Annotated in this window: 18 protein-coding genes and 1 pseudogene; 4 read left to right on the top strand and 15 right to left on the bottom strand. The window is 61.0% G+C overall.

The features are described from left to right. The first annotated feature begins 291 nt into the window (after window positions 1–291). The 3 genes from ASE39_RS03805 (at window position 292) to ASE39_RS27020 (ending at window position 5,365) form a co-directional block, all read left to right on the top strand. Window positions 292–3,234, top strand: coding sequence for a ribonucleoside-diphosphate reductase subunit alpha (locus ASE39_RS03805; protein ID WP_010459607.1), 2,943 nt, complete (start codon window positions 292–294; stop codon window positions 3,232–3,234). A 135-nt stretch (window positions 3,235–3,369) separates the two neighbouring features. After that, window positions 3,370–4,566 (top strand): ribonucleotide-diphosphate reductase subunit beta, encoded by a 1,197-nt coding sequence (locus tag ASE39_RS03810; protein WP_057270216.1) that lies wholly within the window; start codon window positions 3,370–3,372, stop codon window positions 4,564–4,566. Window positions 4,567–4,759: 193 nt separating this feature from the next. Further along, window positions 4,760–5,365: a hypothetical protein gene (locus ASE39_RS27020; RefSeq protein WP_057270330.1), complete on the top strand. Its 606-nt coding sequence runs from the start codon at window positions 4,760–4,762 to the stop codon at window positions 5,363–5,365. A 138-nt stretch (window positions 5,366–5,503) separates the two neighbouring features. Here the strand turns inward: ASE39_RS27020 and ASE39_RS03820 are convergent, their stop codons facing one another. From ASE39_RS03820 to ASE39_RS03850, 8 genes and pseudogenes are all read right to left on the bottom strand, one after another. Further along, window positions 5,504–6,400: a carbohydrate kinase family protein gene (locus tag ASE39_RS03820; RefSeq protein WP_010466449.1), complete on the bottom strand. Its 897-nt coding sequence runs from the start codon at window positions 6,398–6,400 to the stop codon at window positions 5,504–5,506. A gap of 27 nt (window positions 6,401–6,427) precedes the next feature. Continuing rightward, window positions 6,428–7,249, bottom strand: coding sequence for a DUF3426 domain-containing protein (locus ASE39_RS27025; RefSeq protein ID WP_057270217.1), 822 nt, complete (start codon window positions 7,247–7,249; stop codon window positions 6,428–6,430). A 645-nt stretch (window positions 7,250–7,894) separates the two neighbouring features. Then, window positions 7,895–7,999 (bottom strand): annotated as a pseudogene (locus ASE39_RS27250) (zinc-ribbon domain-containing protein); the annotation flags it as partial. 56 nt (window positions 8,000–8,055) lie between these two features. Then, entirely contained in the window at window positions 8,056–8,958 is a 903-nt protein-coding gene (gene prmA / locus ASE39_RS03830) for a 50S ribosomal protein L11 methyltransferase (protein WP_057226191.1), read from the bottom strand. A gap of 76 nt (window positions 8,959–9,034) precedes the next feature. After that, window positions 9,035–10,384 (bottom strand): acetyl-CoA carboxylase biotin carboxylase subunit, encoded by a 1,350-nt coding sequence (gene accC / locus ASE39_RS03835; protein WP_010466452.1) that lies wholly within the window; start codon window positions 10,382–10,384, stop codon window positions 9,035–9,037. A 7-nt stretch (window positions 10,385–10,391) separates the two neighbouring features. Beyond that, a complete protein-coding gene (gene accB, locus ASE39_RS03840; RefSeq protein ID WP_010466453.1) occupies window positions 10,392–10,838 on the bottom strand; it encodes an acetyl-CoA carboxylase biotin carboxyl carrier protein in 447 nt (148 codons plus the stop codon). Between the two features lie 235 nt (window positions 10,839–11,073). Beyond that, window positions 11,074–11,655 (bottom strand): TlpA disulfide reductase family protein, encoded by a 582-nt coding sequence (locus ASE39_RS03845; RefSeq protein ID WP_057270218.1) that lies wholly within the window; start codon window positions 11,653–11,655, stop codon window positions 11,074–11,076. Next, window positions 11,652–12,251 (bottom strand): hypothetical protein, encoded by a 600-nt coding sequence (locus tag ASE39_RS03850; RefSeq protein ID WP_029414336.1) that lies wholly within the window; start codon window positions 12,249–12,251, stop codon window positions 11,652–11,654. Before ASE39_RS03850 ends, ASE39_RS03845 begins: the two co-directional genes overlap by 4 nt. Window positions 12,252–12,425: 174 nt before the next feature. On the opposite strand from ASE39_RS03850, the gene mpl reads away from it, so the two are divergent. Further along, window positions 12,426–13,850 carry a UDP-N-acetylmuramate:L-alanyl-gamma-D-glutamyl-meso-diaminopimelate ligase gene (gene mpl / locus ASE39_RS03855; protein ID WP_057226186.1) on the top strand — a complete coding sequence of 475 codons (1,425 nt, stop codon included), beginning with the start codon at window positions 12,426–12,428 and terminating at the stop codon, window positions 13,848–13,850. Window positions 13,851–13,898: 48 nt separating this feature from the next. Here the strand turns inward: mpl and ASE39_RS03860 are convergent, their stop codons facing one another. From ASE39_RS03860 to ASE39_RS03885, 7 genes are all read right to left on the bottom strand, one after another. After that, a complete protein-coding gene (locus ASE39_RS03860) occupies window positions 13,899–14,210 on the bottom strand; it encodes a hypothetical protein (protein ID WP_010466457.1) in 312 nt (103 codons plus the stop codon). Window positions 14,211–14,311: 101 nt separating this feature from the next. Beyond that, window positions 14,312–15,433 carry a 3-deoxy-7-phosphoheptulonate synthase gene (locus ASE39_RS03865; RefSeq protein WP_010466458.1) on the bottom strand — a complete coding sequence of 374 codons (1,122 nt, stop codon included), beginning with the start codon at window positions 15,431–15,433 and terminating at the stop codon, window positions 14,312–14,314. 301 nt (window positions 15,434–15,734) lie between these two features. After that, window positions 15,735–16,274 carry a hypothetical protein gene (locus ASE39_RS03870; RefSeq protein ID WP_057270219.1) on the bottom strand — a complete coding sequence of 180 codons (540 nt, stop codon included), beginning with the start codon at window positions 16,272–16,274 and terminating at the stop codon, window positions 15,735–15,737. 125 nt (window positions 16,275–16,399) lie between these two features. Further along, window positions 16,400–17,539: an SGNH/GDSL hydrolase family protein gene (locus ASE39_RS26205; protein WP_158004233.1), complete on the bottom strand. Its 1,140-nt coding sequence runs from the start codon at window positions 17,537–17,539 to the stop codon at window positions 16,400–16,402. A 4-nt stretch (window positions 17,540–17,543) separates the two neighbouring features. Continuing rightward, window positions 17,544–17,696, bottom strand: a complete 153-nt coding sequence (locus tag ASE39_RS26845; protein ID WP_198928100.1) for a DUF5989 family protein — start codon at window positions 17,694–17,696, stop codon at window positions 17,544–17,546. Next, window positions 17,696–18,115, bottom strand: coding sequence for an SxtJ family membrane protein (locus tag ASE39_RS03880; RefSeq protein ID WP_057270221.1), 420 nt, complete (start codon window positions 18,113–18,115; stop codon window positions 17,696–17,698). The genes ASE39_RS26845 and ASE39_RS03880 overlap by 1 nt, the downstream gene beginning before the upstream one ends. Then, on the bottom strand, window positions 18,115–19,944 hold the full coding sequence (locus tag ASE39_RS03885) for a carbamoyltransferase (protein ID WP_057270222.1): 1,830 nt from the start codon (window positions 19,942–19,944) through the stop codon (window positions 18,115–18,117). Before ASE39_RS03885 ends, ASE39_RS03880 begins: the two co-directional genes overlap by 1 nt. Window positions 19,945–20,032 lie beyond the last annotated feature (88 nt).

The following is a 20,032-nucleotide window of genomic DNA, read 5'->3' on the forward strand; positions in this document are numbered from 1 at the left end:
GGCTTCGGGGAGAAAACCCGCTCGAAACGCTTGTTTTTGCGCGGGTTTCTTTCTACTTTTTCGCAGTGGCAAGGGATTCCAGCGGGGTCATCCCAAGGGCTTCTGGCAGCGCTGACATGCTGTTTCGCTTTTCCCGATGGTTTAGGGCAGTACACTACCGGTAGTGTCTTGAATGCATATGACACACCATATATAGTGTGCGCCAGACAGTAGTCCGCCGCATCAATCGCACGCTGCGACGGCATCCAGGCCGCGCACCACACCCCAGACAGCCCACAGAAGAGGACCCCCATGCAAGCTGCTTTGAACACGCCTTCCACGCCCCAAGCGATCTCTGCCGAGACCTCGGCCTCCCAGCCCGCACAAACTGCGGCTGGCAACTCGCTGGCGCACTATCAGATCATTCGCCGCAATGGAGCGGTCGTGCCGTTCGAGCCACAGAAAATTGCAGTGGCAATGATGAAGGCCTTCCTGGCAGTGCATGGCACACAAGGCGCAGCGTCCGCCAGCGTGCGCGAGGTCGTGGACACCCTGACCCACAACGTCACCCGGGCCCTGGTGCGCTCGCGCCCCGGCGGCGGCACCTTCCATATTGAAGACGTACAGGACCAGGTGGAACTGGGCCTGATGCGTGGCGGCCACCATGAAATCGCCCGCGCCTATGTGCTGTACCGCGAGCGCCGCACCCAGGAGCGCGCTCGCCAGACCGAGCAGCAAGCTCCGGTGGTGTCTACCCCGCTGCTGCAAGTCATCGACGGTGGCGAGCGCATCGCGCTCGACCCCAGGCGGTTGCAAGCATTGATTGAGTCTGCCTGCGTGAACCTGGGCGCCGACGTGAAGGCCGACCCTATCGTGGCCGAGACCATGCGCAACCTGTACGACGGCGTCCCCATGGACGAGGTCTACAAGGCGTCCATCCTGGCGGCACGTACGCTCATCGAAAAAGACCCCGACTACACCTACGCCACCGCCCGCCTGCTGCTGCACACCATCGTGCGTGAAGTACTGGGCCGCGAAGTCACGCAGGATGCAATGGGCCAAGCGTACATCGAGTACTTCCCTCAGTTCATCAAGAAGGGGGTGGACAACGAACTGCTGGACCCGCGCCTGCTGACGTTCGACCTGGCCCGCCTGGGCGCCGCCCTCAAGGCCGACCGCGACCTGCAGTTCGACTACCTGGGCCTGCAGACCCTGTACGACCGCTACTTCCTGCACGTGCGCAAGACCCGCATCGAGCTGCCCCAGTGCTTCTTCATGCGCGTGGCCATGGGCCTGTCGCTCAACGAAGCCGACCGTGAAGCCCGTGCCATCGAGTTCTACGAGATCCTCTCGAGCTTCGACTTCATGTCCAGCACGCCCACGCTGTTCAACAGCGGCACGCTGCGCTCGCAGCTGTCCTCGTGCTACCTGACCACCGTGCCCGACCACCTCGAAGGCATCTACGACTCCATCAAGGAGAACGCGCTGCTGTCCAAGTTTGCCGGCGGCCTGGGCAACGACTGGACCCGCGTGCGGGCCCTGGGCTCGCACATCAAGGGCACGAACGGCGAATCGCAGGGCGTGGTGCCCTTCCTCAAAGTGGTGAATGACACGGCCGTGGCCGTGAACCAGGGCGGCAAGCGCAAAGGCGCCGTCTGCACCTACCTGGAAACCTGGCACCTGGACATTGAGGAGTTCCTGGAGCTGCGCAAGAACACCGGCGATGACCGCCGCCGCACGCACGACATGAACACCGCCAACTGGATCCCCGACCTGTTCATGCGCCGGGTGATGGAAAAGGGCACATGGACCCTGTTCTCGCCCTCCGACGTGCCCGACCTGCACGACCTGTTCGGCACCGCGTTCGAGAAGGCCTACGTGGCCTACGAACAGAAGGCTGCGCGCGGCGAGATCAAGCCCTCCAAGACGGTGCAAGCCACCGACATGTGGCGCAAGATGCTGACCATGCTGTTCGAGACCGGCCATCCCTGGATCACTTTCAAGGATGCCTGCAACGTGCGCTCGCCCCAGCAGCATGCCGGCGTGGTGCATTCGTCGAATCTGTGCACCGAGATCACGCTGAACACCAGCGACACTGAAACCGCCGTGTGCAACCTGGGCTCGGTGAATCTGCTGCAGCATATTAAAGACGGCCAACTCGACCACGACAAGCTCAAGAAGACCATCACCGTTGCCATGCGCATGCTGGACAACGTGATCGACATCAACTACTACGCAGTCACGAAAGCCCGTGACTCCAACCTGCGCCACCGCCCGGTGGGCCTGGGTGTGATGGCATTCCAGGACAGTCTGTACGAGTTGCGCATTCCCTACGCCTCGCAGGCGGCCGTGGAGTTCGCCGACAAGTCGATGGAAGCCATCTGCTACTACGCCTACTGGGCCTCGACCGAGCTGGCCAAGGAACGCGGCCAGTATTCCAGCTACAAGGGCTCACTGTGGGACCAGGGCATCCTGCCCCTCGATACGCTGGACATGCTGGCCACAGCACGCGGCGGCTACGTGGAAGTGGACCGCTCTGCCACGCTCGACTGGGATGCCCTGCGCAAGAAGATCGCCCAGGACGGCATGCGCAACTCCAACTGCGTCGCCATCGCCCCCACGGCCACCATCTCCAACATCATCGGCGTGGACGCCTCGATCGAGCCTTCGTTCGGCAACCTGTCGGTCAAGTCCAACCTGTCGGGTGAGTTCACCGTGATCAACGGCGGCTTGGTACGCGACCTCAAGCGCCTGGGCCTGTGGGACGACGTGATGATCATGGACCTCAAACACTTCAAGGGATCTTTGCACCCCATCGATCGCGTGCCCCAGGATATCAAGGCTCTGTACTCGACGGCCTTTGAAGTCGAAGCCCAGTGGCTGGTCGAAGCGGCATCGCGTCGCCAGAAGTGGATCGATCAGGCACAGAGCCTGAATATCTATATGGCAGGTGCATCGGGCAAGAAGCTCGACGACACCTACAAACTGGCGTGGATCCGTGGCCTCAAGACCACGTATTACCTGCGCACACAGAGCGCCACGCACGTCGAAATGAGCACCGTGAACACGCGCCAACTCAACGCGGTTTCGTCAGGCAACGACAGCGGCGCATCGTCCGCTTCGGCGCCCGCTCAAGCCCAACCCGGCGCGCTGGAGGCGGCGGCCGCTACAGCCGCCCATCAAGCAGCAGCTGTGCCTGCTACCGACGTTAAGTTCTGCGCCATCGACGATCCCGGTTGCGAAGCCTGCCAATAAGGACTTCGTGCGCGACGCCTCGGACTCTCTTGAGGTGTCGCGCGTGTGCTGTGAAGCAACAAATCGTTGCTGCACAACGCTTCAGTGCTTTTCTTTTTGCAGCACTGCTTTCATAATCCGAACACTGGAAAATCTATGTTGTCCTGGGACGAAGAAGTCAAGCCCTCATCGCAAAATCAACTGGACGGTGGACTGAACAAGAGCCACTCGGTGGGACAGCCGCCCCTGTCTTTCCAGACCCCTTCCTCGCAGGCCGTGCACGCATCGCTGACGGCCTCCGCAGCACCGCAAGCAGCACCCGCCGCAGCCACGCAACGCCGTGTGAACGCTGCCGACAAGCGCATCATCAACGGCCAGACCGACGTCAATCAACTGGTCCCGTTCAAGTACAAGTGGGCGTGGGAAAAGTACCTCGCCACCTGCGCCAACCACTGGATGCCACAAGAGGTGAACATGACGCGCGACATCGCGTTGTGGAAGGACCCGAACGGCCTGACCGAAGACGAGCGCCGCATCATCAAGCGCAACCTCGGCTTCTTCGTGACCGCCGACTCGCTGGCCGCCAACAACATCGTGCTGGGCACCTACCGCCACATCACGGCACCCGAGTGCCGCCAGTTCCTGCTGCGCCAGGCGTTCGAGGAAGCAATCCACACACACGCCTACCAGTACATCGTGGAGTCACTCGGTCTGGACGAAGGCGAGATCTTCAACGCCTACCTGGAAGTGCCCTCGATCCGCGACAAGGACCAGTTCCTGATCCCCTTCATCGAAGCGATCATGGACCCCAACTTCCACACCGGCACCTTCGAGACCGACCAGACGCTGCTCAAGTCGCTGATCGTGTTTGCCTGCCTGATGGAAGGCCTGTTCTTCTACGTGGGCTTCACACAGATCCTTGCGCTGGGTCGACAGAACAAGATGACCGGCGCTGCAGAGCAGTACCAATACATCCTGCGTGACGAGTCGATGCATTGCAACTTTGGCATCGACCTGATCAACCAGCTCAAGCTGGAGAATCCACACCTTTGGACGGCCGAGTTCAAGGCCGAGATCAACGCGTTATTCATGAAAGCCGTGGAGCTCGAGTACCGCTACGCCGAGGACACCATGCCGCGTGGCGTGCTGGGCATGAACGCATCGATGTTCAAGGGCTACCTGCGCTACATCGCCAACCGCCGCGCCACGCAGATTGGACTCGAGACGCTGTTCCCCAATGAGGAGAACCCGTTCCCGTGGATGAGCGAAATGATCGACTTGAAGAAAGAACGCAACTTCTTCGAAACCCGAGTGATTGAATACCAGTCCGGTGGTGCGCTGTCCTGGGACTAGCGCCTCTTTTATTTGCAGGCATCACACCACCATGGATATCTACACCACGCCCACCACAGACAGCGCCTCAGAGCGCCGCCGTGTGGGGCGTTTCCGTGTTCATGGGGATGGAGTTTTCCTCCATCCCCATGGATCGCTTTCTGTCCACTGCAGACAGGAAGTGCTCTTTGCAAATTGACCCAAGGAGAACATGATGGCAACTGCGAAAAAACCAGCCGCTAAGAAGGCTGCACCAGCGAAAAAAGCTGCACCTGCAAAACCAGTAGCAGCGAAGAAGGCTGCACCTGCCAAGAAGGCAGCAGCACCGGCAAAGAAGGCCGCTCCCGCCAAGAAGGCAGTAGCAGCGAAGAAGGCCGCGCCTGCCAAGAAGGCAGCAGCACCGGCAAAGAAGGCCGCTCCCGCCAAGAAGGCAGTAGCAGCGAAGAAGGCCGCACCTGCCAAGAAGGCAGCAGCACCGGCAAAGAAGGCCGCTCCCGCCAAGAAGGCAGTAGCAGCGAAGAAGGCTGCACCCGCCAAGAAGGCAGCAGCACCGGCAAAGAAGGCCGCTCCCGCCAAGAAGGCAGTAGCAGCAAAGAAGGCCGCACCTGCCAAGAAGGCAGCAGCACCGGCAAAGAAGGCCGCTGCTCCCGCCAAGAAGGCAGCAACCGCCAAGAAGGCAGCCCCCGCAAAGGCTCCTGCAAAGAAAGCGGCACCGGCCAAGAAGGCCCCCAAGGCGCCTGCCCCTGCTGCTGCTCCAGCAGCCCAGACCACCCTGAACCCTCAGGCGGCCTGGCCTTTCCCGACGGGCAACAAGCCCTAATCCTGGCGTATCACACGCTCAACCCGGTGCCTGTGCACCGGGTTTTTTTATGCCTGTCGATATCTTCTGCGCCACACGCAGCACCACATCCTCAACCCACGTCTCGCTCCGTTTCCGCAACCTCGCCAAAGCGCAAGGCTACCCGGGGGTGAAATCCAGTGTGTAGTTCTGCGGGCCTCGCTGCGCGATCTTGAGGGCACCTACCCGGTTGCCCAATTCGGCACAACGAACCAGCGGCCAACCCTTTTCCAGGCCAAACAACAACGCACCGCGCCAGGCATCACCACACCCCGTGGGGTCCACCACCTGGGCTGGCACCACCGGTGGCACATGGGTTTTCTCTCCGTCGACCCACACCTCGCAACCTTCTGCGCCCAGCGTGACCACCAGCCCCAGCACCTTGCGCGAGATCTCGGCAAGGGTCCAACCCGTGCGGTCGCAAAGCATTTTCCCCTCATAGTCATTGACCGCCACCCAGGACGCTTGACCAACAAACTGCGCCAGCTCTTCCCCATTGAACATGGGCAGGCCCTGGCCTGGATCAAACACAAAAGGAATACCCGCCGCTACGAATTGGGCGGCATGCTCCAGCATGGCATCACGCCCATCTGGAGCAACGATCCCCACCCTCACACCCGCATTGGCATCAATACGATTCAAATGCGCCTGCATCATCGCGCCGGGGTGGAATGCCGTGATCTGATTGTTGTCACGGTCGGTCATGATCATTGCTTGTGCGGTATAGGTGTCCTGCACCTGCCCTACATGTCGCGCGCTGATACCGAGCGACTCCAGGCGCTGCAGATATTCAGAGCCATCACTCCCTAGCATGGCCATCGGCAACGGTTCACCGCCCAGCAGTTTGAGGCTGTACGCGATGTTGCCCGCGCAGCCTCCAAAGTCACGTCGCAACGAAGGCACCAGGAAAGAGACGTTCAGGATGTGCAATTGGTCAGGCAGTATCTGCTCGGCAAAACGCCCCTCGAAGGTCATGATGGTGTCGAACGCCAGAGAACCGCAAATGAGGGCAGCCATATCAGAAAGGTAGGTTGGTAAAAAATATCAGGGATAGAACGCCAGCAACCGATAGCCCGCGACGCGCGCGCCTCCAGTGGTCACAAGCACGGACACCGACGCGCTCCACTCACCACGTGCAGGCAGTTCCATCGGAGCCCCCATGTCGGTCGGCAGCAGCACGCGCCGAAGCACAGGCTGGTCCTGCGCATCGGTCAACGTCAACTCGACGGCAGGCATCGCCAAAGGTGTCGATGACTTGCTCTTCATGGTCAGGGCAAGTTGATAGCTGTCACCCCTGGCCTTGTTGAACGAGGAACTGTCGATGACCACATCCGCAATCTCGCGCTGCGGCGCAATTTCGCACCGCAGGGAAGCGCACAGCGCCATCAACCACGGCCTTGTTCGAACATCCATTGCTGCAAGGCGATCACGTTCCTGGACGGCGACCTGCAGCCCAAGCCCCACTACAGACAACAGAAGCAGCACGGCAAGCACCACGCGCACCATCGGTTTACGCCAAAACGCCTTGCGCCGCGCAGCGACCACAAAGCTGACCTCTTGTCCGGCGTCCAGGCCTTCATCTTCGTCGGCAGGGTCCGCCCTCTCCCGGGCTGAAGAGGGCTTGCGGGAAGGTGCCTGCAACACGGTTGCCGGTGAATGGTCTTCGACCAGCGCGAGTGCCTCTGGCTCAAACTCCGCGATCTCAGGCGACGGCGAAAAATCCACCGGCGGCAGGGGCTCTGTCACTCCCTTCGCCGCAGACGGCGTCGCCGGGGCACCATGGTCCGGCTCCGTGTCTTGCAGAGGAACGACCGGCGGCTTGATGGGCAACTCCAGCGCCGGATAGCCCATCGGGGTCAGCGCCACAGGCGCCACCGAATCAGGGGCTCCATCCTCGGCGCCTCGCAGAGCGGCAAAGGGCAGCTCGTAACCTGGCTCTCCATGGCCCACACCCCGCACAGCAGCTGGCGAAGGAGGAGAGGCGACCCGCATTTGTACCGCATCCGACGAAGGCCCATGGCCACCGACAGCCGTCCCCGCAAAAACTACCGGGGGCGGGGAATCGCCCTGCAACGCTGTGCCCCCCCTACCAGTTGCAGGCACGTTGAATGGTGTGTCAGGCCGCCAGGCAAATGGCACGAGATGGCCCACACCAGAATTTTCACCAGAAGCGACCACCCCACCCGCTGCGGAGAGAAATGCGGGCACCGCAGGCTGAGGCACCTCCAGCACAGGGGACCCCACAGGCGTATGCACCTCCGAATACTCCCCAGCCGCCTCGGAGGGAACACTCACGGGGGAAAAAGAGAACGCTGCGGCATCTGCGGCCCCAGGCCGCCCCCCCACGGGAGGGGAAGCCGGCGGCTGCGAGGGTGGTGGCTCACCCCAGGCCCGCCCAGCCTCCGCCTTGCGCGCTACGGGGGCAAGTGGCGGCCGAATGTCGGCCAGCGAGACATCCGGCAACAGTGCCGGAGAAGCTGCAGGAAGCAAATGCGCCGAAGCATCAAAAACCTCTTTGCATTGACCACAACGCACCCACCCTTGCGAGATGCGCAATTGGTCCGCCACCACCTTGAATGAGGTAGCGCAGGACGGGCAGCGAGTGATCTGGCTCATCAGCGATGGATTGTAGAGGCGCGTGCGACCCCGCAGAGGCGGGCATCTTCCCTGTCTCAGCGACGGGCCGTCATCAAGATCCAGCCATCTTCTGCATCCGCGACATCCAGCTGAAGCCAGGGAGCGTAAGCCTCTTTCAGCTCATTGGCCTGGCGATCGAGAATGCCTGCCAGAACCAGATGCCCTCCGGGTGCGACATAGCTGCAGAGCAGGGGCGCAAGCACGCGAAGGGGAGTGGCAAGAATGTTCGCCAGCACCGTCTGGTATTCGCCCCGCACCTTGTCGGGCAGGCCCGCATGGAGCTGCACTTCATTGGCCTGCGCATTCAGCGCAGTGGACTCGACGGCCGCAGGGTCAATATCGACCGCATCAATGTCCATGGCTCCAAACTTGGCCGCGCCAATGGCGAGGATGCCGGAACCGCAGCCATAGTCCAGAACCCGGCCCAGTGGATTGCCCATGGAGGGTTCGGTTGCGCCATTGCGGGCAATCCAGCGCAGGCACATGCGGGTCGTAGGATGGGTGCCGGTGCCAAAGGCCAGACCTGGGTCCAGCCGGATGCTGCGCTTTGCCTGGGCCGGCAATTCATGCCAAGTAGGAACAATCCAGAAATCCGGCGTGATATCCACGGGCGCAAACTGCGATTGTGTAAGCCGCACCCAGTCCTGTTCGGGCACATGGGTAACCCCCAGCACCTGGCAGCCCGCAAAAAAGTCCTGTACGGTCAGAAGTTGCTGCGCCTCCCGTGCAGCCACCTCCGACGGAAAAAGCGCCACCACCCGGCTGCGTTGCCAACCATCCTTGGGCGGAGGCATGCCAGGCTCGCCAAACAAGGCCTGCTCGGCGTCGGTCTGGGCATCGGCATCCTCCACCGACACGCTCAGCGAATCCAGCGCATCCAGCGCATCGCTGACCGCTTCGATCCGGTCCTCGGGACACATCAGACTCAGCTCAAACATAGAAGCCTCTCAGAAAAAGTGAAATGCTGGCACCCGTTGCCAGGAGCCAGCATGCGAATGACTGCGCAATACGATTTCAGCGCTTGTGCTGCGACAGCCACTCTTCCAGGTAGTGGATGTTGGTGCCGCCGGCCATGAACTTGGCGTCCACCATCAGCTCGCGGTGCAGCGGCACGTTGGTGTTGATGCCTTCGATCACGGTCTCGTTCAGCGCCGTGCGCATGCGGGCCAGGGCCTGCTCGCGCGTGTCGCCGTGCACGATGATCTTGCCGATCATCGAGTCGTAGTTGGGCGGCACGAAGTAGTTGGTGTAGGCATGCGAGTCCACCCGCACGCCCGGGCCACCCGGCGGATGCCAGGTGGTGATGCGTCCGGGGGATGGGACGAACTTGTAAGGGTCTTCCGCGTTGATCCGGCACTCGATGGCATGGCCGCGGATCTCGATCTGGCGCTGGGTGAACGGGAGCTTCTCGCCCGCGGCGACCATGATCTGCGTCTTCACGATGTCCACGCCGGTGATCCACTCGGTCACGGGGTGTTCGACCTGCACGCGCGTGTTCATCTCGATGAAGTAGAACTCGCCGTTCTCGTACAGGAACTCGAACGTGCCCGCACCGCGGTAGCCGATCTTCTTGCAGGCGGCTACGCAGCGCTCGCCGATCTTTTCGATCAGCTTGCGGGGAATGCCCGGAGCCGGCGCCTCTTCGATCACCTTCTGGTGGCGGCGCTGCATGGAGCAGTCGCGCTCGCCCAGGTACACCGCGTTGCGGTGCTTGTCGGCCAGTATCTGGATCTCGATGTGGCGCGGGTTCTGGAGGAACTTCTCCATGTACACCGCAGGATTGCCGAACGCGGCGCCCGCTTCGGCCTTGGTCATCTGCACGGCATTGACCAGGGCGGCTTCGGTGTGCACCACGCGCATGCCGCGGCCACCACCGCCGCCGGCGGCCTTGATGATCACGGGGTAGCCCACGGCCTTGGCAATGCGGCGGATCTGCACCGGGTCGTCGGGCAGTTCGCCTTCGGACCCTGGCACGCAGGGCACGCCGGCGCGGATCATGGCCTGCTTGGCCGAGACCTTGTCGCCCATCGTGCGAATGTTGTCCGGCGTGGGGCCGATGAACTGGAACCCGCTCTTTTCCACGCGCTCGGCAAAGTCGGCGTTCTCGGACAGGAAGCCGTAGCCGGGGTGGATGGCCTCAGCGTCGGTCACTTCGGCAGCCGAGATGATGGCCGGCATGTTGAGGTAGGACAGCGGGGACGGGGCGGGGCCGATGCACACCGCTTCTTCCGCCAGCTTGACGTACTTGGCGTCGCGGTCGGCCTCGGAGTAGACCATCACCGCCTTCACGCCCAGTTCATGGCAGGCGCGCTGGATTCGCAGGGCAATTTCGCCGCGATTGGCAACAAGAATCTTCTTGAACATGAGCGCCTTATTCGATCACGAACAGCGGCTGTCCGTATTCCACGGCCTGGCCGTTTTCGCCCAGGATGCGGGTGACCGTGCCCGACTTGTCGGCCTCGATCTCGTTCAGAATCTTCATGGCCTCGATGATGCAGATGGTCTCGCCTTCTTTGACCTGGCTGCCCACTTCCACAAAGGCCTTGGCGCCCGGGCTGGAAGAACGGTAGAACGTGCCCACCATCGGCGATTTGACGATGTGACCCGCAGGGGCTGCGGGTGCGGGCAGTTCGGCGACCTGGGCGGCGGCAGGTGCGGGGGCCGCAGGCGCCTGCATCGGGGCAGGAACGTACTGCTGAACCACGCCACCAACGCTCTTGACGATGCGGACTTTGCCCTCGGCTTCCGTGATTTCGAGTTCAGATACGTTCGACTCGGACACGAGATCGATGAGGGTTTTGAGTTTTCGCAGATCCATGGGAGCTCCAACGGCTATAAAACTGATAGGGCTTACGCACATCGGACGCAACAACCGCCTCGCCCTGGAGCGAACCGCTTGCCCGACCCTGCTTTGCGCAAGTCATGACTGAATAGGGCGCGAATTTACTCCAATTTCAGCCTATCTCCGTCTTCCACAGGTATTTTTGATGAACTACATCATGCCCATACGCGGCCGGCCCCTGCAAAAATGCCGGAATGGGAGGCTTGGCCGGTCAGCGCAAGGGGGCCCACAGCTGGAGATCTTGCGCGGTGACTTGCCCCATTTTACGGTGCAGGACGCGCCCATTCCCTCCGAGCACCACGGTAAACGGAAGCCCTCCCGTGAGGTTGCCCAGCGATCGGCCGAGGTCGGTGCCGCCCAGTCCGGCAAGGCCCACCGGGAATTCCAGGGGAATGCGCTGCAAGAACTTGCGCACGGCAGAAGGCTGGTCGATGGCCAATCCCAGAACTTGCCACCCGTTCTGCGCCTGTTGGCGATAGAAGGCATTGAGCATGGGCAGCTCTTCCACACAGGGTGGACACCAAGTGGCCCAGAAATTCAGCAGCAACGGCTTGCCTGCCAGTGCCTTCAGCGCCACCACGCCCCCTTCAGGCTTTTCGAACTCCATCGTCCAGAGCGCATCTTCCACCCCTTGCTCCATCGCATGGGGCTGGAACTTCCACCATGCCAGGCCTGCGCCACCCAACGCTGCTGCGCCCGCCACCCCTGCATACAGCAGGCGCCGACGCGCGGCAGACGGTTGTGCATCACGGGCTGCGGAGAGGGATTCAGGGCGATCGGAATGGGATGTCATGGGGCAGGGGCTTCCTGGAGCAGGCGCCGAACAGCGGTCATGTCGCCTCGCGGCACACGCCCTTTAGCGTCCGGACGAAGGGCGCCGCGCAGGTCATCAAGGTCATAGATCATCAGGTGCACCCCGATCATCTCATTGAGTTCAGGCGACTTGCTGCCCAGGCTCAATGCCTCGACCGACTCGCCATGAAAACCGGTGACCGTGCGCGGCTCGTAGTCCACATGGTGATCGATCAGTGCTATTTCTGCCGATTTAGGGTCATCGCAGAACAATTGCACATAAATATCGGACAGCCGTGTGGCCGTGCCATGCCAGACAGCACCTGCCAGGTGGGGGCGGAAGGCCGCCATGCGCTCCATCCACACCAGGGCCAGCTGGCGCAGTGCCCGCAGTTCACGCGGCTGCGTATCGGCACAAAAAAGCTCGATGTACTCCCGCACTGCGGCCTCGACCTGGTCGTTGTCCGGGAGTGGAGTACGGGCAGGCAGGCCCATCTGGCGCAGCGCACGGCGCTTGGCCGGGCCCCATTCCAGCCCCTCCTCCACCACCAGCCGGGCCGTGGTGTGGGCGATTTCGTCGCTCAAAGGTGTGTGCATGGCGGTCAAGGAAAGTCGCAACAGGGAATGAAACTGCATTGTGGCCTGAAGCACTGAACCGAACCACGGGTTACCCCCAGGCATCCCGAGGGTCACTATATTTTTCATAGCTCTTCGCGCTTACCCATCAAGCGCTGGGGGCTTGTTTTGTATTGAACCTTAGAATCTGCGCCCATGCATATACACATACTGGGCATCTGCGGCACGTTCATGGGTGGCCTGGCCGCCCTCGCGCGCGAAGCGGGCCACAAGGTGACGGGTTGCGACGCCGGCGTTTACCCGCCGATGAGCGACCAGTTGCGGGCCCTGGGCATCGACCTGATCGAAGGTTTCGGCGCCGACCAACTGGCCCTGCAGCCCGACATGTTCGTGATTGGAAACGTGGTCAGCCGCGTCCGCCTGCCCGACGGTTCGCCCAAATTTCCGTTGATGGAAGCCATCCTGGACGCGGGCCTGCCCTACACCAGCGGCCCCCAGTGGCTGGCCGAGCATGTGTTGCAGGGCCGCCATGTCCTGGCGGTTGCCGGCACGCACGGCAAGACGACGACGACCTCGATGCTGGCCTGGATCCTGGAAAGTGCCGGGCAGCAACCGGGCTTTTTGATTGGTGGAGTCCCCCTGAACTTCGGCGTATCGGCCCGCCTTGGAGCGCCCCGGCGACCATCGCCCGGTAGTTCGCCGCTGGGCGCTGCGCCGCTGTTCGTGATCGAGGCGGACGAATACGACACCGCCTTCTTCGACAAGCGCAGCAAGTTTGTGCACTACCGCCCTCGCACTGCGGTGCTGAACAACCTGGAGTTCGACCACGCAGACATCTTTGACGACCTGGCCGCCATCGAGCGGCAGTTTCACCACCTCGTGCGCACGGTGCCGCCATCGGGCCGTGTGGTGGTCAACGGTCTCGAAGAAAGCCTCACCCGCGTGCTGCACACGGGCTGCTGGAGCGAAGTGGCCAGCTTCGGCGAAGCCGTCAGCGACTTTTCGGCACAAGGCGACCCCCAGGCATTCGACGTGCTGCACCAGGGGCGCAAGGCCGCCCGGGTGGAGTGGGCGCTGACCGGCGTGCACAACCAGCTCAACGCACTGGCGGCCATTGCGGCCGCCCACCATGTGGGCGTGAGCCCTGAGCACGCCGCCACGGCACTGGCGACCTTTCAGAATGTGAAGCGGCGCATGGAGCTGCGCGGCACGGTGAATGGCATTGCGGTGTACGACGACTTCGCCCACCATCCCACGGCCCTAAGAACCACGCTGGACGGCCTGCGCCGCAGCCTGGGCCAGGGCGTGCGCATCCTGGCGGTGTTCGAGCCCCGCAGCAACACCATGAAGCTGGGGGCCATGAAGGCCCAGCTGCCGTGGGCGCTGGAGCCTGCCGACCTCGCGTTCTGCCACACCGCCGGGCTGGACTGGGACGCTGCGCAAGCCCTTGCCCCTCTGGGCGTGGGCCCGGGCCTGCGAGCACAAACCGCTGCCGACATCGACACCCTGGTGCAACAGGTCATCGCAGCAGCCCGCCCAGGTGACCACATCGTGTGCATGAGCAACGGGGGGTTTGGCGGCATTCACGCCAAGTTGCTGGAATCGCTACAAAATAAATAGCTGCTTGCGCTTATCTGAAAAGCGCTAGAGCCTGATTTCTCTTAAAAATCAGAACGATACCGCCATACCCGGTACGTCCACGCGCACTACCGGCTTGGCAAGTGCCGCACTGGCAGCACGCGCAAAGTCGCGGGACCATACCGGGTCGGCCAGCAACGAGGCCCCCGCAGCGCGGGCCACGGTGAGAACCTTGTCCGCCAGCAGCACCTTGCCGCTGGCGCGCAGGGGTTCGCAGTCGAGCGCGGTGAACTGATCATCCAGCCAGCGCCTGCCAGCCTCGTGGCCCATGGGCTCGGCGCCCTCCAGATCAAAACGGAATTCCTGGTTTCCGGCCAGACGGACCGACACTTCGCTGTGCATGATGGTTTGCCTTTCTTCTGAAACCGTGGCGGCGACTGCCGTGCTCCCTTGCACGGCCCGCCACGGGTTTCCAGTTTAGGGCCTCCTGCAACCGGCGCAGATCACCGCGCGCGGCGGGCCTTCACAGCGTCGGACAGTTCAGCCAACGCCGTCAGCGAATCGTCCCAGCCCAAGCAGGCGTCCGTGATGCTCTTGCCGTACTCCAGCGCGCCGGGCAGGTCCTTGCCCGGTGAGAACTTCTGGGCACCGGCTGTGAGGTGGCTCTCGATCATGAGGCCGAACACACTGCGCGAGCCGCCTGCGAGCTGCGAAGCAATGTCGCGCGCCACTTCAAGCTGCTTTTCATGCTGTTTGCTGCTGTTGGCATGGCTGCAGTCCACCATCAGGGTGGCGGGCAGCTTGGCGGCTTCGAGGTCCTTGCAGGCGGCGGCCACGCTGGCGGCGTCGTAGTTGGGCGTCTTGCCACCACGCAGGATCACGTGGCAGTCCTTGTTGCCCTTGGTGTTGACGATGGCGACCTGGCCGTTCTTGTGCACCGACAGGAAGTGGTGGCCCCGGCTGGCCGACTGGATGGCGTCGGTGGCGATGCGGATGTTGCCGTCCGTGCCATTCTTGAAGCCGATGGGGGCCGAAATGCCGGAGGCCAGCTCGCGGTGCACCTGGCTTTCGGTGGTGCGCGCGCCAATGGCGCCCCAGCTGATCAGGTCGCCGATGTACTGGGGCGAGATCACGTCGAGGAACTCGCTGCCGGCGGGCATGCCCAGGCGGTTGATCTCGATCAGCAGCTGGCGTGCAATGCGCAGGCCTTCGTCGATGCGGTAGCTTTCGTCGAGGTACGGGTCGTTGATGAGGCCCTTCCAGCCCACCGTGGTGCGTGGCTTCTCGAAGTACACGCGCATCACGATTTCCAGGGTGTCGGCGTACTGCGCGCGCGCAGCCATGAGGCGGCGTGCGTACTCGACAGCGGCAGCCGGGTCGTGGATGGAGCACGGGCCGATGATGACCAGCAGGCGGTCATCCTTGCCGGCCATGATGTTGTGGATGTTCTTGCGGGTCTGGGTGATCAGCGTCTCGACCGGCGTTCCGCGGATCGGGAAAAAGCGGATCAGATGCTCGGGAGGAGGCAACACGGTGATGTCCTTGATACGTTCGTCGTCGGTCTGGCTGGTTTTCTCGACGCTGCGGTACCAGGCATCGCTGGTCGGGGTGGTGGGGGCCGTCATGGTTGCTTCCTCGTGGAGTAAAAGTAGTGGGAGGGATGGAAAAACGGGAGGGCAGAAAAACAAAAAACCGCCGGGCTTTGCAGCGTCGGCGGTTGGTATGGGGAGGTTGTGTTTGCTTGCGCGTTTTCCTCTCATCCGCCGGGGACTGAGATAAAAAACCAAAAATAAAACGCGCTGCGAACTTGCATGGAAAGCAATGTAGCACAGGAGTGCGGCAGTGCAGCAACCCTGGATTGTTGTTTTTGCGATACGGGAGGGACTTGAACAAGCCCTATCAACCCCCAGCGTTCACCGCAGAGGTTCAACGCCGCCAGCGATGAAACCAGGCACGCACGCGCTGCAACGCAGACTGCTTGCGCGGCGGCGCGGCATCCTGCAGGTCGCTGGGCGGATCGCTCTGGTGCTCATACATGTCGATGAGCAGCAATGCCTCGCCCAGCGTGCGCCAGGCGAGAAGTTCGAACTGGTCGAAGCTCGCACTTTCCTTCGGGCTGCGCCGCTCCAGCATCTGCTGCCAGTCCGTGATCGCATTGCGCAACTCCCTCAGCGCGCGCTGGTAGGCACCAAACTCGTACAACGCGTGCCAGGCCGAGCCCAGACCCGTCAGGAACAGCTGGTGCTCGCGCGCGCAGTGCGACAAGCTCAGCACGCGCCGGCCGATCGCCGTGGTGTCGGTGCTGGTGCGCCGGGTACGCACAGCCTCGTCGATCTGCGTGGACATCGCCCCCAGGCTGTCACGCAACTGGCGCGACTCTTCATCAGCCACCCCTTCACGCAGAAAGCGGCTGATGTCTCCAAATGATTGAAGGGTCAGTAGCTGGCTCGGGCGCGTAGCGGGCATGGCACATATTGTGCGCTCCACAGCCCTGCGCCACACACTCTGTCGCCCCAAGCGCACACGGAATGAGGCAGCCACGGAACCACGGTAGCCGCCTCCCTGCACCATGACTACGCTTTAAGACAAGATTAGGGCTTGCGCAGACTGCCTTCTATTTTCGGCGTCAATGAGGCCAGGATGGCATGAGCAATGACAGCATTACCCTTGTCCCCAAAATGAAACTGATCCAGGAACATGTCGTCCTCGGCCCCGTAGCGATCGAAGACCCCAGACAGATCCACAAACTTGAAGTTCTTCAAATTCACGCCTGACAGGCTGGCTGCAATTGCCTGATAGCACTGCATGTAATATTCTTTCGAATTGGAAAGAAAATCCTTTTCACGTGAACTCAAAGATTTTTTTGTCACAGAAAGAGTGGGCTGCAGGAAAAAGACCCAATCCACGTTCTGAAGAGCATGCGCTCCCAGTCGAGCATTTTTTTCGAGGCGAGAAGCAACCGTCTGCACGGGCACAGGCTGAGGCAGGGGACGTGCCTGCGGTAGATCCGGCAACTCCTTTCTACCAGCCGTCTTCAAACCCGTGTTGGCCAGTGTCCTGAAATAGTCATCTGCAAATGCACTGAACCACAGAACATTTCGGCCAGCATCCGCCCAAAAAACATCGTTATTTCCGGACAATGAAATTACCAGATCAGGCTGGAGCTCAGAAAGATAGTTCTCAATGGCAATACGCTCTTGTGTGGAAGCCCAGGCTGGATTGGCAAAAGTAAAAACCTCGTAACGCACTCCGATTTTTGGTAGCTTTTTATTGAGCAGATCATTCAACAGGCTGCCAATGGTCTGCTCCTGACTCGGCGCACCGGATCCATATGCTGTGGAGCCGCCAGTGAGAAAGATGCGATAAACACCCTCCGGCTTGGGCATCTGAAGCTCCTCCCTGTTGCGCATTTGCCAGGAGTTGATGTATGCATTTTGGTGTTGCCCTGGTGACGGCGCAGTGCCGACAAAAGGAGTTGGCTGATTGGGGACAGACCAACTGATGGAGCGGGTATCCGGCGCAGAACTGGTGTAAGCGCGCGCATAGTGATTGCGCTGCTCATCCTTCAAAGGAGTCACTGCCAGCACTCCCGCCAATGTTTCTCCTTGCTCAACCCACTGGATGACTTTGTCGAACCGACCAGCCACCGTATACAGCCCAGCCCAATACCCCAAAGCTACAAGTGCGCACAGCACCAGCGAAGGAAGAAGAATATATATGAACTTCTTCATCGATCTAGAACAGAGTATAGATAAAAGGCGCAAATACCGAGCCATGCCCAAACACAATGAGCGCCCCCAGAAGCAGCAAAACCAACAGCACCGGGATCAGTGCATAACGTTTGTGCTCCCGAAAGAACAGAATGAGTTCCTTGATCAGTTCCAACATCAGAATTGACGCTCCATGTGATTTTCCTTCCTGGGTATTTTTTTGACCCGGTATGTCGCTGCCTGCTTATCCCAGTTTTTTTGCAGCGTATCTTTTCCAAGCAGTCGCATGATCATCCCCAAGGGCATGAAGACCAAGAAGAAGACAACCCCCAGAATAATTCTGACATTCACCCACTCCAGCACCCGGCCCAACCGCATCCAGCCCTTGTACACCAGACTCAAGGCCGCGGGTTTCAGAACGGAAAACACCAGAAATACTGCGGCGACACCCCAGGGCCAATAAGCCCATTTCAGAGACCACCACCAGGGCACAAACAGGCCAAAAACCACGGCAAAAAAACCTGCCATGACAAAGCCGAATTTCCGCAGTTCGCTGTCACTGGTGACGACTTCCGTATTATTTTTGATCATATTCATCAATCCAGCGCCAGTGCACCCTTGCGGGCGGCAATCTTGACATCCTTTTGTGCACCTTTGAACAGCAGAACATTGCCCAATACCAGGTAGTCCATATCCGTGCCCATGAAACAGCGGAATGCGTCTTCCGGGGTGCAGACGATAGGCTCCCCGCGCACATTGAACGAGGTGTTGACCAATACCGAACAACCGGTCTTGCGCTCAAAAGCACTCAACAGGCGGTGGAATTCGGGATTGCTGCTTTCACTCACTGTCTGTACCCGTGCCGAGTAATCCACATGGGTGACAGCGGGAATCGTCGAGCGGACCTGATGCAGCTGTGCCAAGCCATGCAGGGGCTGATCCGGCCGGGCCTGGATGTCTTCATGGACCTGCGCCACCAACAGCATGTAGGGGCTCGGCCGGTCCAGATGGAAGTACTGGCCCACGGCCTCTTCCCTGACGGCGGGGGCAAAAGGCCTGAACGATTCACGAAACTTGATTTTCAGGTTCAACTGCGACTGCATGGCACTCGAGCGCGGATCCGCAATGATCGACCGCGCGCCCAGTGCCCGAGGGCCGAACTCCATCCGGTTCTGAAACCAGCCCACGACCTTCTCACTGGCCAGCAGGTCCGCCACCGTGTCAGACAGTTGGTCCGGCTCCACCACGGTGTAGTGCGCCCCCAGTTCATCGAGTTTCGCGACGATCTCGGCCTGTTCATAACGCGGCCCGAGCAAGGAACCCTGCATCTGATCGACACCCGGCACATACACGCGGTCTTGTTTGCGGTAGGTGTGATAGACAGCGTAGGCGGCGCCCAATGCGCCCCCTGCGTCTCCGGCTGCGGGTTGAATCCAGATATCCTTGAAAATGTTCTCCCGCAAGAGGCGACCATTGGCCACACAATTCAAGGCGACCCCGCCCGCCAGGCACAGAAACTCGGCCCCCGTGTCTTTCTGGAGCTGCCGGGCCAGTTTGAGGATGATGTCTTCCGTCACCACCTGGATGGATGCCGCCAGATCCATGTCCCGCTGGGTCGGCACGCTCTCCGGGTCTCGCGGCGGCCCACCGAACAGGTCGGAGAACTTCTGGTTGGTCATCCGCAATCCGGCGCAGTAATCAAAATAGTCCAGATCCAGGCGGAAACTCCCGTCCTCCTTGAGGTCAATCAGGTTATCCCAGATCAATTGGGTATAAATGGGTTTCCCATAGGGCGCGAGGCCCATGAGTTTGTACTCCCCCGAGTTCACCTTGAACCCGAGGTAATAGGTGAATGCCGAATACAACAACCCCAGCGAGTGCGGGAAGTCGATTTGCCACAAAGGGGTTAATTCCGAACCTCTCCCCAGCCAGGCCGACGTGGTCGCCCACTCACCTACCCCGTCCAGGCACAACACGGCCGCCGTTTCATACGGGCTCGGATAGAAGGCGGATGCCGCATGCGACTCATGGTGCTCGGCAAACAGGATGGGAGGAAGCTCCGACTCCTTGCAGGAAAGCAGACCGGCCAGCTCCTGCCGGAGTGTCCTTTTCAGATACAGCTTTTCCTTGAGCCAGACAGGCACGGCCATGACAAAAGAACGAAACCCACGGGGCGCATAGCTCAAATAGGTATCGAGCAAACGCTCGAACTTGAGAATGGGTTTGTCATAGAAAACGATGGAGTCCAGTTCGTGGACCTGAACATTCGCCTGGGCCAGGCAATACTGGACCGCGTTCCTTGGAAACCGTTCATCATGCTTTTTCCGTGTGAAACGCTCTTCCTGGGCCGCAGCAACGATCCTGCCTGATCGCAATAGCGCTGCCGCGCTGTCATGATAGTACGCAGATATTCCCAATATGTTCATTGCATTCCACAAAAATAATCTTTTCCATTCGCCAATCCGGGAAAACCCGGCCGCCCCCCATGATTCACCGGATTGGCTGCTTCAGTCC

The sequence above is a fragment of the Acidovorax sp. Root267 genome, from assembly GCF_001429215.1.
GTDB lineage: Bacteria > Pseudomonadota > Gammaproteobacteria > Burkholderiales > Burkholderiaceae_C > Acidovorax > Acidovorax radicis.